This window comes from Actinopolyspora biskrensis (genome assembly GCF_013408175.1).
Lineage (GTDB): Bacteria > Actinomycetota > Actinomycetes > Mycobacteriales > Pseudonocardiaceae > Actinopolyspora > Actinopolyspora biskrensis.
The window spans coordinates 246,911-264,159 of the sequence record NZ_JACBYW010000005.1 but is presented as its reverse complement, the minus strand read 5'-3'; the positions used below and the strand labels follow the sequence as shown (position 1 = coordinate 264,159).

Genomic DNA, 17,249 nt, shown 5'->3' with positions numbered 1-17,249 from the left:
TGCCAACACGAACCACCCTAGAGGCTGTACGACTCCTTTTGGGGGCGGCCTGAACAGATCACGCCAGGGATCGTTCAGCGGACCTGTGGAGTCCAGGTGTAGGCGTTTCCGTCGCCGTCCTCACCCGCCGCGTGCCGACGACGCGAGCGCGGTTCCTCGGTGTCGTCCGGCTCCTCGGCCGCCCTGCCGGGGCTCCCGCCCTCCACGGGCCGCTCCCCCCGGTGCGTCCCCGCAGGTGCGGAGCGCTCCTGTTCGGGAAGGGGCCCCGCCGAATCGTTCCCGTCGTCCTCCGCAGTGCCCTGCCTGCCGTGCTGATAGGCGACCAACGCCTCCGCGAGCAGGTCGGCGAGTCCGGCCTGGTCGGTGTCGTCGCCCCCGCTGTCCGCGTTCTCCAGTTCCGGAAGGTCCTTGATCAGGTCCCTGCTCTGTTCGAGCAGTTCCTCGGTGACAGCGGGATGTACCGGCTGCTTCTCCCCCGAGTCACTCTCGGTGGACCCACCGTGGGCCGCGTCGGAGGCAGCGTCCGCACCCTCGGCGGGGGGATCCGCACGCCGACGTCGCCCGCCCGTACTCCGCCCGCTCTCCGGGACGGGAGCACCGTGGCTAGCCCGGTCGCGTGCCGCGCCCCGCTGTTCCGCGTCCAGCGCCGCCTTTATCTCGGCGAACGAACGTCCGGACGAACGGCGCCCGGCGGAATCGTCCCGATCGTGCGAGGACGTAGCCGAACCTTGCCTGCGCTGTCCTTCCGCTCCGTCCGGAACGTGGTCCGTCTGCCCCTGCCACCGTTCTTCTTCCGGGACGGGACCACGTGAGCCGTCGCCGTACTCGCTCGAAGGGCTCGTACTTCCGGGAACGGGATCGTCGTACGGCCAGTCCTGCCGGTCCGGAACGCTGTCACTTCGCTCGGGCGCCGTGTCCGCCGCCGGTGCGGGGGGAACAACGGGCAGGACGGTCGTCATCTCGCCGGCCGAGGGCCACCCGTCGTCCGCGGGCTGGAGACCGCCCGGCACCGCGCCGTCCTCCCGAGCCGTTCGAGCCGCGCCGACGTCGTCGGCACTCGAAGTGGAAGCGGAGTACCGTCCGGCCTCCGCGGATCCCTGCGAGAAAGCCGCGGATTCGTCCCGCGGGGCCGTCGTCTCTTCCACAGGCACGCCCTGCGCGGGGGGGTCCTCCATCGGAAAGCCCACCGAAGTGTTGCCCTCCCGCCCGCGGGTTCCGGGGACGTCCCCGGCTTCTTGTCCGGCGTCGGGAAAGCCCCCTCCGGTTCCGGACGGCCAGCCGGAATCCCGTTCCGAGCGGTCCCGTCTACGACGCCTGCCACCGCCTGCCTGTTCCCGCGCCGGTGTGCCGAACTCCTCCCGGGCGCGCTCGGCGGGGCCTGTCGAACTCTCGCCGCTCTGTTCCTTCAGGACCGCCCTGGTGGAGCGAGAACCTCCCGAGGAGCTGGTGCGGGAAACCGGGCTACGCCCGAACCCCTCCCCCACTGCCTCGGCGAGCTCCTCGTTGTTCGAGACCCCCCCGTGCTTCACGAGGGTGTCCATGAGTTGGCGGGCTGCCTGCCTGGTGTCGTTCCCTTGTCCGGAGGTGGGCGGTGAGGGCTCGGAAACCCGCCGTGTCGGCACGGTGCGCTCGGAACTCGCACGGCTGACCCCGCCCACGGACTGCTGCTTGGGTATCGAGTGGTCCCCGCTCTCGGAGCCGGGGAACCACTCCAGCAGTCGAACCCTGGCGTGCTCGATCATCGTGCGTCGCCGGTAGTCGGCCGAGTAGGCCTCCCGGACACAGTGCAGGGCTTCCCGCAGCTCCGCGGCTGACTCGTGAACGTTCGACAGTACGTTGAGCACAGCCGCCTGCAGGTCGAGCAGCTCGTGTCGACGCGCGCCACCGAGAGCCTCGTTGAGCGATTCCAGAGCCGCTTGCCGCTGCCCCGCGGGCAGATAAACCCTGGTGGTCAGCGCCAGCCGCAGCCACCCCACCGGCGCGGCGGCGGCCGCGCGCAAGGGTTGCTGCAGCAGGTCTGCCGAACAGCGAACGGCTTCCCCGTGTCTGCCCAGGTCGAGAAGCGCCTGTGCCTGTTCCAGGACGAGACTCGCCCTGATCCCGCCACTGTCCGCGGCGGGGTCCCCGAGCCGTTCCAGGAAATCGATCCCGCGGGCCGCCGAATCGATCGCCGTCGTGAACTCACCGTGCCCACGATGATGACCGGCCCGGACGGCGTCGACCCTGGCACGGAGCAGCCGAACCGTATCCTGATCGTGGGTCGCCTCGGCGGCGTAGAGCCGGTCGGCCTCGTCCAGAGCCTCCACGCGCTCGGACGAGCGCCGGTACATCGGCAACGCGCCACACAGCTCCAACAGGGCGTGCGCACGCAGCTGCGGCGGAGTCCCCTCCCGCTCCAACAGCGGATGCAACACCCGCGATGCCACGTCGTGACTCCCGCTGCTGCGGGCACAGCAGGCGAGTTCGACCCTAAGCTGGTCGAGCAACTCGGTCAGCCCCGCCTGCTCGGCGTCCCGCACCGCCCCGAGGGCACGTTCCACCCCCGCGACCGAACGTCCCAACCTGTTGGCAGCGAACAGCGCGATGAACTCGGCTCGGAGTCGCTGCTCGACATCGCCCGTTTCTCTCGCCAGAGAGGTCGCGCGGTTTCCGAGCAACAGAGCCAGCTCCGGAACCCGCCAACGCCATTGCCAGGCGGATTCCAGCAATTCCCGACCAGGCTTGCTCACCCGCGAACCGCGCTCCCTCGCCAAGACGACTCTCCGATCTCAGCCGCGTGTCAGTTTGCGATGGGTCACCCGGTGCGGACGTGCGGCCTCGGCGCCCAACCGGTCGATCTTGTTCTTCTCGTAGCCCTCGAAGTTACCTTCGAACCAGAACCACTTCGCCGGATTCTCTTCGTCACCTTCCCAGGCGAGGATGTGCGTGGCCACACGGTCGAGGAACCAACGATCGTGGGAGATGACCACGGCACAGCCGGGGAACTCCTGCAGCGCGTTCTCCAGGGAGGACAACGTTTCCACGTCCAGGTCGTTGGTCGGCTCGTCCAGCAGCAGCGTGTTGCCACCCTGCTTGAGAGTCAACGCGAGATTCAACCTGTTGCGCTCACCGCCGGAAAGCACACCGGCTGGTTTCTGCTGGTCGGCACCCTTGAAGCCGAAGGCGCTCACGTAAGCGCGCGAGGGCATCTCGACCTGCCCGACCTGGATGTGATCGAGCCCGTCGGAGACGACTTCCCACACGTTCTTGTCCGGGTCGATGCCGGAACGGTTCTGGTCAACATAGCTGAGCTTGACCGTGTCCCCGACCCGCACCTCACCGCTGTCCGGCTCTTCGAGCCCCACGATGGTCTTGAACAGGGTCGTCTTGCCGACACCGTTGGGACCGACCACGCCGATGATGCCGTTGGGCGGCAACGTGAAAGACAACCGATCGATCAACAGATTGCCCTCGAAGCCCTTGCTCATCTCGTTCGCCTCGACGACCAAGTTACCCAACCGCGGCCCCGGCGGGATCTGGATCTCCTCGAAATCCATCTTTCGGGTCTTCTCGGCCTCGGAGGCCATCTCCTCGTAACGCTGCAACCGGGCGCGGGACTTGTTCTGCCGCGCCTTGGTGTTCGACCGCACCCACTCGAGCTCGTCCTTGAGCCGCTTCTGCAGTTTGGCGTCCCGCTTGCCCTGGACGGCCAGCCGCTCCTGCTTCTTCTCCAGATACGTCGAGTAGTTCCCCTCGTAGGGGTAGGTGCTGCCGCGATCGAGTTCGAGGATCCAGCCCGCCACGTTGTCGAGGAAATAGCGATCGTGGGTGACGGCGAGCACGGCACCGTGATAGTTGGCCAGGAAGTGCTCCAACCACTGCACGCTCTCCGCGTCAAGGTGGTTGGTGGGCTCGTCGAGCAGCAGCAGGTCGGGCCTGCTCAGCAGCAGCTTGCACAGGGCGACCCTGCGCCGCTCACCACCGGACAGGTAGCGAACCTCCGCTTCCGGGGGCGGGCAGCGGAGCGCGTCCATCGCCTGTTCGAGCTGGGAGTCCAGCTCCCAGGCGTCGGCGTGGTCGAGCTCCTCCTGGAGCCTGCCCATTTCTTCCATGAGCTCGTCGGTGTAATTGGTGGTGAGCTCTTCGGCGATGCTGTTGAAGCGGTCCAGCTTCTCCTTGATCTCGCCGACACCCTCCTCGACGTTGCCGAGGACGGTTTTCTCCTCGTTCAGAGGTGGCTCCTGCTGCAGGATGCCCACGGTGTAACCGGGTGACAGGAAGGCCTCACCGTTGTTCGGGTGGTCGAGTCCGGCCATGATGCGCAGCACGCTCGACTTACCGGCCCCGTTCGGCCCTACCACACCGATCTTGGCACCGGGGTAGAACTGGAGCGTGGCGTTCTCCAGTATTACCTTATCCCCGTGCGTTTTGCGCACGTTCTTCATGGTGTAGATGAACTCGGCCATATCTCCGATCGTAGATGTGTCGACACGCGAAGTCTGCACTGCGTCCGCACGGTGCCCGCCCGCCCGAAGGGCCCTGACCAGGCGAGCGGCGCACCGTGGGGAGCGCGGAGGCACTTCGGGACGTCAGTGCCGATCGGAAAAACCTTCGTCAGGCACCGATCGCATGACGCGTCCCGGCAGCCGTGTTCGATTCGACGATTCCGAGGGGCCGCAGTTGACTCGGCAGGGCCTCTTCCGTACCGCTTTCGGCAGTATTTCCATCACTGTCCGTGCCGACGCTGCACAGCACGTCGAGACCGACGGCTCCGGCCTCCACCTCGGCCGTGACACGACGCTGCCCCTCGAACTCGTACTCCCTGGTCCGCAGCCTGCCGGTGACCACGACCGAGTCGTTCTTGTCCAGGGAGTACAGCACGCTCTCCGCGAGCTGCTTCCAGCAGTTGACCGTGGCGTAGACCCGATCGCCGTCCACCCAGCACTGCCGGGTGCGGTCGAAACGGCGGGCGGTGCTGACCATCCGAAAGCTCGCGACCCGGTTGCCGTTTCGCGTCTCCCTGGACTTCGGGGCACTGAGAACCTCGCCGACGAGAGTGACAGCCGTCTCGTACATGATCCTGCCTTTCCACCACTGGCACGTGGTCGTTTCGGTTCCGACGCCGATCGGCGCTGAGTTCACACTGCCCCGGGTTCAACACGGACCGCCATAACTCCGTCGCTATCTGTGCACAGCCGGAAGGCTTGTGGACAACCAGGGCGCGCCGATCGGCACCCCCTCCGGACCCCCTCACCGCGCGAGCCCTACGCGACGAACATCGTTAGATTACGAATCGATACAGGAAGCGCACGGGACACGAACGGACACGAAACGAACTCGATACGATGGCGATGCAATATAATCGCTGGTCAAAACCGCAAACAAGCTCGAAAAAGGCTTCAGAAAAGCGATCCAGACAACTGGGACCAACCACGTGGGATTATGATCAGCTTGCCGTTCGATACCGTCTCGGCAACACCGGCCGTGTGGGTTCCCTGTAAACCACTTACGACCGATACTCTCTTGATGCGACACGACAGGCGCCCGCTCGGCGCCCGCACGAGTCGTTGAGCCCTCGTAGCTCAGACGGATAGAGCAAGAGACTTCTAATCTCTAGGTCGCAGGTTCGAATCCTGCCGGGGGCGCCGCATCTGACCAGGAGTTTTACGTAGTCACGTTCACACCTGGCCGATCTCGTGGCATCAAACGTGGTGCGAGTGCTCGTACACTGGGGGCATGACAGCGGCGGGGCGAGGCCGGAGACGTTCCCGCGGCAGCCTCGAGAGGCTTCCCAGCGGGGCGCTGCGGGTGAAGGTCTACGCGGGTTTCGACCCGGTGACCCAGCGACGGCACTCCTCACCGAGGTGGCCCCTCCGGGGCGCAATGCCGAGGCCGAGCGGGTGCGCACCCGACTGCTCAACCAGGTCGACGAGCGCCGCAACCCGCGGACCAACGCCACCGTCGAGCAGCTTCTCGAGCGCTACCTCGAAACGCACTTCGACGGCGAGGCGACCACGCTCAACGGCTACCGCCGGGCAGCGCGCAGACACGTGCTGCCGTTCATAGGTCAGGTCAAGGTGGGCCAGCTCGACGCGGACGCGCTCGACTCGCTGTACGCGGAGCTGCGCCGCTGCCGGGACCACTGCACCGGTAAGCAGCGCGTCGACCACCGCACCAGGAAGCCGCACGAGTGCGACCACCGCTGCCGCAAGCACCGCTGCAGACCACTGGGGGCCACCCAGATCAGACAGGTCCACTACCTGCTTTCCGGCGCGTTCAAGCGGGCGGTGCGCTGGAAATGGGTGGCGAGCAATCCGGTCGGCCAGGCCGAGCCGCCGGCCGCTCCCCGACCGGAGCCGAGCCCGCCGAGCGCCGAGCAGGCCGCGCGGATCCTGCAGGAGGCCTGGCGCACCGACGAGGACTGGGGCGCGCTCGTCTGGACGGCCATGACCACCGGCGCACGCCGCGGCGAGCTCTGCGGACTGCGCTGGGACCACGTCGATCCGGAGGCGGCCGTGCTGCGGCTCGAGCAGTCGGTGGCCTACGACGAGGCGAGCAGCAGCTGGTACGTCAAGCACACCAAGACGCACCAGCACCGCAGGATCGCGCTCGACTCAGAGAGCGTGGCGGTGCTGACCGACCTGAAGCAGCGGCAGCACCAGCTGGCCGCACAGTTCGGTGTGGAGCTTCTCCCGGACGCTTACGTGTTCTCCCCCGTCCCCGGCGGTGCCGAGTTCGCGCATCCGGACACGCTGACCCAGCGCTACGAGCGCATGGTCCGCAAGCTCGGCATCACCACCACCCTGCACAAGCTGCGGCACTACTCGGCCACCGAGCTGATCTCGTCCGGGGTCGACCCGCGCACCGTGGCCGGACGGCTCGGGCACGGCGGAGGCGGCACCACCACGCTGCGGGCGTATTCCGCGTGGGTCTCCGAGGCCGACCAGCGAGCCTCCCGAGCGCTGTTCTCCCGCGTGCCGGAACGTCCCGAGGGACCGGTGGCGGCCAGCGAACGCGCCAAGCAGCGGCCCGAGAATCCCTACGAGCACATCGCCCACGAGATCCGTGACCGGATCGGACTCGGGGAGCTCGTCGACGGCGATCGGGTGCCGACCGCGAAGCAGCTCGCGGACCAGCACCACGTGTCCGTGGGCACCGCCGGCAGAGCCGTCACACTGCTCAAGACCTGGGGGTTGGCCGAAACGTCCCGCGGCAAGCCAACGACCGTCGCGGTCGGAGCCCGTGAGCTCGTAGCCGCGGACGACCGGGAACAACCGCAGCGGCAGGAAGCACCGGACGAGGAATCCCCCGGAGCGGAGTCGGCGCCCGCTTCCGAAGGACCGCGGCTGCTGCACTTCGAAGTCCGTCGCCTCGGTACGACCGTCCGCACCTTCACCGCCGAAGCCGACCCCGACAGCCCAGAACATCTCAAGCGCCTGCTGGCGGCCTCCGTCCGCCACGACGGCCGCGACGAATCCGAGATCCTCGACTACGAACTCAACGTGTACGGCGCCGACGGACAACACCTGAACACCTTCGTCACCATGGCGCCGTGAACCCCCGAGGAGAACCGGCGCCAGCCTCGGAAGGCTGGCGCCACGCGGGGCATCGACATCGGGGGCAAGCCGGAGGCGCAGTTGCGATCCTCGCCAGCCCCGAAGGGCTGGCGCCACCGCAGCCTCAACGCTCGCGGCAATGTCAGTACTCATCGTTGCGATCCTCGCCAGCCCCGGAGGGCTGGCGCCACAATGACGTCTCCATCGCTGAACCGCTGCACGCAGGAGTTGCGATCCTCGCCAGCCCCGGAGGGCTGGCGCCACCCCGGGCGCACTCCCTACACCAAGGGCAGCGAACTCCAGTTGCGATCCTCGCCAGCCCCGGAGGGCTGGCGCCACGCTCCGCGCGCTGAAGGACGACACCTCGGAGGACGCCGTTGCGATCCTCGCCAGCCCCGGAGGGCTGGCGCCACCACCAGCTCCCGCAACAGCGGCCACGTCGCGCTATTGTTGCGATCCTCGCCAGCCCCGGAGGGCTGGCGCCACTGTCCCTGCGGGCGGTTGTTCGCGCCCATCAAATGGGGTTGCGATCCTCGCCAGCCCCGGAGGGCTGGCGCCACCCCAACTGGGGCCGCTCCGGCTCCGTGTCACACTCCGTTGCGATCCTCGCCAGCCCCGGAGGGCTGGCGCCACCAGATCACAGCCCAGGAGGACGACATGCGCGACGACGTTGCGATCCTCGCCAGCCCCGGAGGGCTGGCGCCACGGTTCCGAGGCGCTCGCCCGCTACGCCAGCCCGGAGGTTGCGATCCTCGCCAGCCCCGGAGGGCTGGCGCCACGTCCTGGCTGCCGTCCACCGTCGGATCGACGGGGTCGGTTGCGATCCTCGCCAGCCCCGGAGGGCTGGCGCCACTGGGAGTTGATCACCCCAAGACCCGGTGGGCAAGACCGTTGCGATCCTCGCCAGCCCCGGAGGGCTGGCGCCACTGGGCTTGTTGCTGCTCTGCCCACCGGTCCCGCCGGTGTTGCGATCCTCGCCAGCCCCGGAGGGCTGGCGCCACCGGACGCGACCACGGATAGCACGAGGATCGCCCCCGCGTTGCGATCCTCGCCAGCCCCGGAGGGCTGGCGCCACCACCCGGTCCGGGCCGATCCCGATCGGAGCCGACGAGTTGCGATCCTCGCCAGCCCCGGAGGGCTGGCGCCACGCTCGGCAACTACGGCATCGAGGCATTCGCCACCGAGTTGCGATCCTCGCCAGCCCCGGAGGGCTGGCGCCACGGCGATTGAGCAGGGGTTCTCAGGATAGCCGTCCCCCGGTTGTGACAGCCCTGTGACCGACACGCCGAACAAACGCTTCGGAACCTCACGGCATGTCGACACACGCTTCCCCTTCCGAAGCCAGCGCAGTCGTCGCTTCCGTTCACCCGAGATCGTCCCGAACTCATCCCTTCTCTGCTCACCGCGCCGCGGTCAATGCTGGCACATCCCCACGACGCTCTCGGCCGTCTCAGCCTCCAATCTCTCGCTCTTCCACCAGATCCGGGCATCCACTTGAGAACCTCCCGGGGCACCGGGACACGCTTGGGGTTCCCAAGCGGCCTTGCGGTCCTTCCCCACCCCCGAAGCAGGGCCGGGTGATCGCTGTCGGTTGTTCGCGATACGTTCCTGATCGATTTCGGTGAGTGACGTAACCGACTGGGGTGAGAGGTGTACGCACACAGCGTCAACATCAATGGCGACAGACACGGCTTCTCGGAACACGCACGTGTCACAGCGGAGCTGGCCGCCCGATTCGCGGAACCGTTCGGGCACTCCGAGCTGGCATACGCTCTCGGACTGTTCCACGACTGCGGGAAAGCTCGTTGCGCGTGGCAGGAAAAGCTGCTGCGAGTCGAAGGCACCGACGAGCGGGTCGGCGTTTCTCACAAGGATCTGGGCGCGCACCTGCTGAAACCAGCGGCGGGTATCGCCGCGATGGCAATCGACGGCCACCACGGCGGACTCTCCGACCGGGAAGTGCTGAAGGAGTTGGATCCGGAGGACGGTGACCTCACCGACGATCCGGTGAAGCGCTTCCTCGAAGCCGTCCCCGAGGCGAAGGAAATCCTGGACCTGCCGGTGAACTCACTGGTTCCACCGGAATGGGCCGGCTCCCGGCTGCTGGCCGAACTGGGGATGCGGATGGTGTTCTCCGCCCTGGTGGACGCCGATCACCTCGACACCTCGGCACACTTCGACGGGCTCGAGGCACCACGGGTCTCACCAGACACCGACATGTCCGCCCTTCGCGACACCTTCGAACGAGCTCGTCAGCAGCGAATCGCGGACAGCGAGGACTCCCCGATCAACCGGGTCCGCGAGGAGGTCTACCGCACGGCGGTCTCACACGCGATGGGGCCGACAGACATCTACGGCATGCCCGCTCCGACCGGGATCGGCAAGACCCTCACCAGCGCCGGTTTCGGACTGCACCACGCGGCCGCGCACGGCAAGAAACGGGTGATCGTGGCGGTTCCGTTCACCACCGTCACCGCTCAGAACGCGGCCGAGTACCGGGAAATGCTCGGGGCGGAGAACGTGCTGGAGCACCACTCGGCCGTTCGGATGCCGGAGGAGGGCCTGCAGGCGCTGAAGTACCGGCACGCAGCGGAGAACTGGGACAGCCCGTTCATCGTGACCACCACGGTGCAGCTGTTCGACTCGTTGTTCTCCCGCAAGCCCGCCCGGATGCGCAAGCTGCACCGCCTCGCCGATTCGGTGATCATCCTCGACGAGGTGCAGGCCCTTCCGCTGCCCGTGCTCACTCCGATTCTCGATGCGCTGCGCACCCTCTCGGAACAGTTCGGAACGACCGTGCTGCTCACCTCGGCGACCTTGCCCTCGTTCCAGAGCCTCGACGTCTGGCGGGACCTGGAAGTTCCCGAGATCGTCGATGCCCCGGCCGAGCTGTTCGAGCGGATGCGCCGGGTGAATTACGAGTGGTGGCTCGATTCGCGGCCCACGTTGTCGGAGGTCACCGACCACGCCGCCGAGCACGAACAAGTCTTGCTGGTCGTGAACACGACCGATGACGCGAGAAGGATCTACCAGCACTGGGAGGAGTCCGGGATCGAGAACATCGTCCACCTCTCGAACAGGATGTGCGGAGCACACCTGAAAACCGAGCTCGACGAGGTACGTACCCGGCTGGCCGCCGGTGACCCTGTCCGCGTGGTGTCCACGCAGCTCATCGAGGCCGGTGTGGACATCGACAGCCCGGTGGTCTACCGCGCCATGGCACCGGCCGACTCGTTGCAGCAGGCAGCGGGACGAGCCAACCGGGAGGGCAAGGGAGCGGAGCTCGGACGGGTGATCGTCTTCGATGCTTCGGACATGTCGCAGCCCGCTGGCTACCGGATCGGAAGCGATATCACGCGCCAGTACTTCGGTCCGCAATCCGACGGCTCGGTGATCGACCCGGACAACCCGGAGGTCCTGGACCGCTACTACCAGGTGCTGTACCGGCGTTCCAACACGGAAAACGCCGACCGGGCCACCGCGATTCAGGACAATCGCTCGAAGCTGGATTTCCAGGCCGTGGCGGAAGGACCGAAGCGACCATCCCCGGCGGGTGGACAGGCACGCGAGCCTTCCCTGGCGTTCCGGATGCTCGACGACGACACCGTTCCGGTCGTGGCGATCAAATACACCCCCGAGGCCGAGCGGCGCCTCAACCGTCTGCTCAGCGAACCGGAGCGGAGCGGACCGCTGCTGCGCGAGCTTCAACCCTACGTCGTGTCGCTGCCGCGTCGACTCCTGCAGGACCCGGGAATTCAAGCGCTGTGCAAGCCAGTACTCGGTGACCTGCACGTGTGGGACCACGAGTACCACCCGGCCTGCGGCATCGACACCTCGAACCTGATCGAAAGGACCGTCCTTTGAATCGGGAACTGCCGAAATCTCCCGAAGGAGCCCCACCCCTGACCGTTCAGGTCTGGGGCCGGGGGGCGCTGTTCACCCGCCCGGAACTCAAGGTGGAGCGGGTCACCTACCCCGTGATGACCCCGACCGCCGCCATCGGTGTGCTCGAGGCGATCTTCTGGAAACCGGAATTCGGTTGGCGGCCGGTGGCCATCGACGTGCTCGAGCCGATCCACCAGTTCACCCAGAAACGCAACGAGACCACCGACCTGATCATGCTGGAGGACGCGGTCAAGCACGAGACCACGGTGGACTCGCCGGGCAACCGGACCCAGCGGAACTCGATATGCCTGCGCGACGTGGCATACCGCATCCACGCCCACGTGGAGCTTCGGGAGCACGCCACGAAACCCGAAGCGGCTTACCGGGACCAGTTCCGGCGGCGGGTGGAACGCGGTCAGTGCTTCCACCAGCCCTACCTCGGGACGCGCGAGTTCAGCGCGCACTTCGGCCCCGCCGACGACAGCGAACCGCAGCCGATCACAGACGATCTCGGGATCATGCTGCACAGCGTGCACTACGGCGAGAAGTCCTCGTCGTTCTCCTGGTTCACCGCCAGGCTGGAATCCGGCCGGATGCACATCCCCCGCACCGGCATCAACGCGGGCGTCCCGGTGGAGGCGTAATGCTGCTGCAACGCCTGGTCGAGTACGCGAAGCAACACACCACCACGCAGCCCTTCCACCGGAGGCGCGAGTTCCGCTGGCAACTCGCGTTGTACAGCGAGAACCACCGCGAGCCCCGGCTCGCTTCTCTCGTGGACCCCGACGACAAGAAGTCGCGCGGCCCCGCGCATCTGACTCCGGCCGTGACCCGCACCGTCGGCGTCGCACCGCAACTGGGCGCCGACGACGTGCAGTACGTCCTCGGATGGGGCGACGACAATACCGACCCCGAACGGGTGAGCCAGTGCCACGAGGCCTTCGTGCGACTCATCGAGGAGTGGGCGAACAGCGCGGCCGACACGGACGACGCCGCCCGTGTCGTGCGGGAGTTCTACGCCAACGGCGGCGTGGACGAACTGGCGGTTCCGCAGGAGCCGTACACCGCGAAGCAGGGCGTGCTCATAACGGTGGACGAGGTTCCGATCATCGAGCACGAGTCGCTGCGCCGGTTCTGGGTGCAGGAGGTGGCTCGGCGCAAGAGCGGCGGCAACGAGGGGCTTTGTCTGGTGTGCGGCCATCACGCCCCGCTGGCCGAGACCATCCCCGGCAAACTGGCCAAACGGCTCGTCCCCGGAGCGGGTAACGATCCTGCGCTGGTCAGCGTGAACGAGATGGTGTTCGGATACGGACTGACGAAGGGGCTGCGCAACACGCCGATCTGCTTCGACTGCGGCGACGCGGTCAACACCGGCCTCACCCACCTGCTCGACTCCGAGCACGTCGTGCGCTTTCCGCGGCAGGACAGCGCCATGGCGTGGTGGGCGTTGGGAGAGCCCGACGACGACTTCCTGTCGGCGATGTCGACTCGGCCGAACGCCGACTCGGTCAACAGGTTGATCAGCCGGATGCACAACGGGCAGCTCGGTGCTGCCGGCAAGCGTGCCGAGGAGTTCTCGGGTGACCGGTTCTGCTCGGTCACGCTGGGCGGCAACTCCTCGCGGGTGGTGATCCGCGACTGGATCGACAGACCACTCGAGGAGGTCATGATCAACCTCGCCCGGTGGTACGCGGACATTCTCGTGACTTCCCGCTGGGAAGCGGGGGTGGTGCCCAGCGGCTACTGGAGCTTGGTGCTGGCCACCGGCAAGTGGGACTCGGAACGCAGGACGTATGCCGACCTGACCTCGAACTCAGCCCGCCGTCCCGAGCACGTGCAGCGCGACCTGTTGAGCAGCTGCCTACGGGGCAGCCCGCTGCCCACCTCGGTGCTGCACCACGTGCTGGGGCGCGTCGCCGCGGACGGTCACCTCGATGTTCCGCGAGCAGCGCTGCTGCGCCTGGCGCTGCGTCGTCATCCTTCCAAGGAGGTTCACATGTCACCAGGTCTGGACGAGAACCGCACGGACACGCCGTACGTGTCCGGCAGGATCTTCGCCCATCTCGAACAGATCCAGTACCACGCAAGTGACGGGCAGCTGAACGCCACTTTCGGCGACCGATTCCTGTCCTCGGCGATCGGAAATCCGACGCCGGCCATCCTCGCCGGTGAGAAGCTCGCCAATTCGTGGCTGGCCAAGCTGCGGCGTCGCGGGGACACCAGGGCCAAGGCCTACGCGCTCGGGCAGAAGCTGTCCGAGCTTCACGGGCTGATCGATTCGGGGCACAGCACGACCGGATACCTCTCGCCCGATCAGCAGGCGATGTTCCTGCTGGGCTACCACCACCAGAAGGCCCACGACATGGACCAGGCCCGCAAACACAAGGCCGAGAAGGGAGCGGGCTCGGAGTCCGAGACCGCGAACTGACCACCCACTACTTCCCCGGAAAGGAACCAGCAATGGCCATCGAACCGCACCTCGACCCGACCGTGCGCCACGACATGGTGTTCCTGTTCGACGTCGCCGACGGCAACCCCAACGGTGACCCCGACTTCGACAACCGGCCTCGCATGGACGAGGAAACCGGGCACGGCCTGGTCAGCGACGTGGCGATCAAGCGCAAGGTGCGCGACAGCCTGCCCATGGCCGCCCAGGGCACCGACAACGAAGAACGTTACGGCATCTTCGTCGAAGCCGGTCATGCGCTGAACACCAAGCTGGGCGCTTCCAAGACCGAGACCGGCTTGGACAAGAAGAAGTCCCTCACCGACGAGGACCGCAGAACGGCGCGTTCCTGGTTGACCGAGCGCTATGCGGACATGCGCCTGTTCGGGGCCGTGCTCAACACCGGGACCACCAAGGACCTCGGCCAGATCTACGGCCCGGTGCAGGTAACCAACGCCCGGAGCGTCGATCCGGTGATGCCGCAGCACCACGCCATAACCCGCATCACCCAGACCAGGCAGGAGGACATCGACAAGGGCGAGACCACGGAGATGGGTGGCAAGTGGACCGTTCCCTACGCCCTCTACCGTGCCGAGATCTACTACTCAGCCAGCCGCGGTCAGCAGACCGGTGTGGACAGCACGGACCTGGAGCTGTTCTACCGCACGCTGGCCATGATGTTCGATCACGATCGCTCCTCGGCACGAGGAACCATGACGGCCCGTGGGCTGCACGTGTTCAGCCACGACAACGCGTTCGGCAGCGCCCCCGCGCACACCCTGCTCAACAGGGTGGATGTCTCCTCGGCCGCGGAAGCCGGGAAGACACCTCGTGGTTTCGGGGACTACTCCGTCAGCGTGGCCGATGACGACCTGCCGCGCGGAGTGACGATGACCAAGGTCGTCGCCTGATGTACCCGGCGGAAAGAGCGGACGAACCCGCGTGGTCGAGCATTCCGATCGCCGCGATCGAGCACTACGCCTACTGCCCCAGGCAGGCCGCTCTGATTCACCTCGAACGCTACTTCGAGGACAGCGCGGAGACGGCTCGAGGGCAGATCGCCCACGAGGCCGTCGACCGCGGTGATTCGAGAACCAGCAGGTCCGGGCAGCGACGTTGGACCGCGCTTCCGGTGTGGGACGACCTCCTCGGGATTCACGGCATCTGCGACGTGGTGGAATTCGGAGCCGAGGGGCCGATTCCGGTCGAGCACAAGTCCGGCAGCTACCGCTCCGGAAGCGCGGCGGATCTGCAGGTCGCCGCGCAGGCCGTGTGCCTGCGCGGCATGTTCGACACCGCCGTGCCGAAAGGGATCGTCTTCGCGGGCAAGCACCGACGACGTTACGAGGTGACTGTCGACGACTCGCTCGAGAATCGGCTGCGCGACACCGTCAGCGAACTGCGCGAAATGCTTCGGTCCGAAGTGGTTCCCGAGGCGGTCAACGACTCGCGATGCGATCGGTGCTCGTTGCGTGCGGGGTGCATGCCGGAAGCGAACGTCCGGCCTTCCGCCTCGTTGTTCACACCACTACCCCTGGGGGACTGGGATGACTGAAGTGCTGAAAACGTTGTTCCTGACCACGCCGGGAACGAGTCTTCACCTGGAGGGGGACACCGTCCGGATACACCACCCGGAAAAACCGGGGCGGAACGTGCTGCCACTGGTACGGATCGATCAGTTCGTGGTCTGGCGAGGCGTGGAGGTCAGCAACGAGCTGATGCATCGTTGCGCCAAGGACTCCAGGGGAATCACGTGGCTGAGCCGCAACGGACGCTTCCTGCACCGCACGACAGGACCGCAGAACGGGAATCCGGTGGTGCGGCTCGAACAGGTCAGGGCCCACGATGACGAGTCCCGTCGGCTGGAACTGGCAAAGGCCTTCCTGGCGAGCAAGATCCAGAACTATCGCCAACTACTGCTGCGCACTGCTCGCGACGCCGCGGACGAGCGGAAGGAGAAGCTCCGCGAAATCGCGCAGCGGCACGCGGACTCGCTGGAGACCCTCTCGGTCAGTTCCTCCGTCAGTGAGGTCCTCGGTGTCGAGGGCAAAGCGGGGCAGGACTACTTCCAGGAAGGCATGCCGAAGCTCGCACCCGGTGTCTTTCCGGGACGTACCAGGAGGCCCCCGAAAGACACGTTCAACTGCCTGCTCTCGTTCGGGTACGGCATGCTGCAGGTGGCTGTCGAGGGGGCTTTGGAACAAGTGGGGCTCGATCCCTACATCGGCTACCTGCACGGAGTGCGTTCCGGTCAGCCCTCACTCGCGTTGGACCTGATGGAGGAGTTCCGCGCCATGCTCGTCGACCGCCTGGTGGCGACCCTCTACAACCGTGGGCAGGTGAAGTCAGCGCACACCGAGAGCCTGCCCAGCGGGGAGGTTCGGTTGACCGATGAGGGACGCACCATGTTCCTCGAGCAGTGGTCGAAAGCTCGGGAGCGCTCCTGGCGGCACAGCGAGTTGAAGCGCGACGTGCCCGCGGCCACGCTCCCGCTGATCCAGGCACGTTTCCTCGCGCGCCATCTGCGCGGGGATCAACCGAGCTACACCCCGTGGATTGCGAGCTGACCGTGGAACTGCTGATCACCTACGACGTGGACACAACCACAACGGAGGGACGTCGTCGGCTCAGGCACGTGGCCAAGGCGTGTGAGGCATACGGGAGCCGCGTGCAGAAGTCCGTGTTCGAGGTCGTGTGCCGCCCTTCCGACTGGATGCACATGAAGCAGCGACTCAGCGAGATCATCGATCCGCACGAGGACAGCATCCGCATCTACTCCATGGACAGAGGAAGCTTCGCATCGGCCGAGCACTTGGGGCAGTCACCACCGGCACCGCACGATACGCCGCTGGTGTTCTGAGTTTCCGGCAAGAGCATCAGCGAGTGACGATGTACGGCTTCGGAGGTGCAAGCGTGTCTCGACACGCCGCGAGGTTCCCAAGCACCTGCTCGGCGTGTCGGTCACGGGATAGTCACAACGGCGAGGTGACTACCCTGAAAACCCCTGCTCAATCGCCGTGGCGCCAGCCCTCCGGGGCTGGCGAGGATCGCAACTGTTTGCGCTGTCGGGGCGGGCGCATCCTCGGGTAGGGTGGCGCCAGCCCTCCGGGGCTGGCGAGGATCGCAACGCACATGTTGACGGGGGTGTGCGCAGCGGGGTGTGGTGTGGCGCCAGCCCTCCGGGGCTGGCGAGGATCGCAACTCCGAAGCCAGCGTCATCCTCGCCAAAGGCGAAATGGTGGCGCCAGCCCTCCGGGGCTGGCGAGGATCGCAACGAGTCGTGCATGAAGGCCGCCGCCGGGCCGGATGCTGAGTGGCGCCAGCCCTCCGGGGCTGGCGAGGATCGCAACTGGAGTTCTACCGCAAAAATGGCGTTGGTCGTG

11 protein-coding genes, 1 tRNA gene and 2 CRISPR repeat arrays (1 of these 14 cut by a window edge) are annotated in these 17,249 nt (G+C 66.8%); of the genes, 9 read left to right on the top strand and 3 right to left on the bottom strand.

Going from position 1 to position 17,249, the window contains the following annotated elements:
• Positions 1–74: 74 nt before the first annotated feature.
• The 3 genes from FHR84_RS14625 to FHR84_RS14615 form a co-directional block, all read right to left on the bottom strand.
• A complete protein-coding gene (locus FHR84_RS14625) occupies positions 75–2,729 on the bottom strand; it encodes a hypothetical protein (protein WP_179536073.1) in 2,655 nt (884 codons plus the stop codon).
• Between the two features lie 39 nt (positions 2,730–2,768).
• Positions 2,769–4,445 carry an energy-dependent translational throttle protein EttA gene (ettA, locus tag FHR84_RS14620; RefSeq protein ID WP_017973759.1) on the bottom strand — a complete coding sequence of 559 codons (1,677 nt, stop codon included), beginning with the start codon at positions 4,443–4,445 and terminating at the stop codon, positions 2,769–2,771.
• Positions 4,446–4,593: 148 nt separating this feature from the next.
• Positions 4,594–5,055, bottom strand: a complete 462-nt coding sequence (locus FHR84_RS14615) for a single-stranded DNA-binding protein (protein WP_179536072.1) — start codon at positions 5,053–5,055, stop codon at positions 4,594–4,596.
• A 495-nt stretch (positions 5,056–5,550) separates the two neighbouring features.
• Between FHR84_RS14615 and FHR84_RS14610 the strand changes: the two genes are divergently transcribed.
• The 9 genes from FHR84_RS14610 to cas2 all read left to right on the top strand — a co-directional run bounded on the left by FHR84_RS14610 (position 5,551) and on the right by cas2 (position 16,726).
• A tRNA-Arg gene (locus FHR84_RS14610) sits at positions 5,551–5,624 on the top strand.
• Positions 5,625–5,843: 219 nt separating this feature from the next.
• A complete protein-coding gene (locus tag FHR84_RS14605; RefSeq protein ID WP_218862906.1) occupies positions 5,844–7,535 on the top strand; it encodes a tyrosine-type recombinase/integrase in 1,692 nt (563 codons plus the stop codon).
• 80 nt (positions 7,536–7,615) lie between these two features.
• A CRISPR array of direct repeats spans positions 7,616–8,756; the repeat unit is 37 nt; unit sequence GTTGCGATCCTCGCCAGCCCCGGAGGGCTGGCGCCAC.
• 429 nt (positions 8,757–9,185) lie between these two features.
• Positions 9,186–11,399, top strand: coding sequence for a CRISPR-associated helicase Cas3' (gene cas3, locus FHR84_RS14600; protein WP_179536071.1), 2,214 nt, complete (start codon positions 9,186–9,188; stop codon positions 11,397–11,399).
• The gene (cas5c, locus tag FHR84_RS14595) at positions 11,396–12,064 is read left to right on the top strand and encodes a type I-C CRISPR-associated protein Cas5c (RefSeq protein WP_179536070.1); all 669 of its coding nucleotides are present in this window, start codon (positions 11,396–11,398) and stop codon (positions 12,062–12,064) included. The genes cas3 and cas5c overlap by 4 nt, the downstream gene beginning before the upstream one ends.
• Complete coding sequence (cas8c, locus tag FHR84_RS14590) at positions 12,064–13,848, top strand: type I-C CRISPR-associated protein Cas8c/Csd1 (RefSeq protein WP_179536069.1); 1,785 nt, start codon at positions 12,064–12,066, stop codon at positions 13,846–13,848. The genes cas5c and cas8c overlap by 1 nt, the downstream gene beginning before the upstream one ends.
• A 32-nt stretch (positions 13,849–13,880) precedes the next feature.
• A complete protein-coding gene (gene cas7c, locus FHR84_RS14585) occupies positions 13,881–14,777 on the top strand; it encodes a type I-C CRISPR-associated protein Cas7/Csd2 (protein WP_179536068.1) in 897 nt (298 codons plus the stop codon).
• The gene (gene cas4, locus FHR84_RS14580; RefSeq protein WP_179536067.1) at positions 14,777–15,421 is read left to right on the top strand and encodes a CRISPR-associated protein Cas4; all 645 of its coding nucleotides are present in this window, start codon (positions 14,777–14,779) and stop codon (positions 15,419–15,421) included. The genes cas7c and cas4 overlap by 1 nt, the downstream gene beginning before the upstream one ends.
• Positions 15,414–16,433 carry a CRISPR-associated endonuclease Cas1 gene (gene cas1, locus FHR84_RS14575; RefSeq protein ID WP_179536066.1) on the top strand — a complete coding sequence of 340 codons (1,020 nt, stop codon included), beginning with the start codon at positions 15,414–15,416 and terminating at the stop codon, positions 16,431–16,433. The genes cas4 and cas1 overlap by 8 nt, the downstream gene beginning before the upstream one ends.
• Positions 16,418–16,726, top strand: coding sequence for a CRISPR-associated endonuclease Cas2 (gene cas2 / locus FHR84_RS14570; RefSeq protein WP_017973750.1), 309 nt, complete (start codon positions 16,418–16,420; stop codon positions 16,724–16,726). Before cas1 ends, cas2 begins: the two co-directional genes overlap by 16 nt.
• 157 nt (positions 16,727–16,883) lie before the next feature.
• A CRISPR array of direct repeats spans positions 16,884–17,249; the repeat unit is 37 nt; unit sequence GTGGCGCCAGCCCTCCGGGGCTGGCGAGGATCGCAAC (it continues 1,076 nt past the right edge of the window).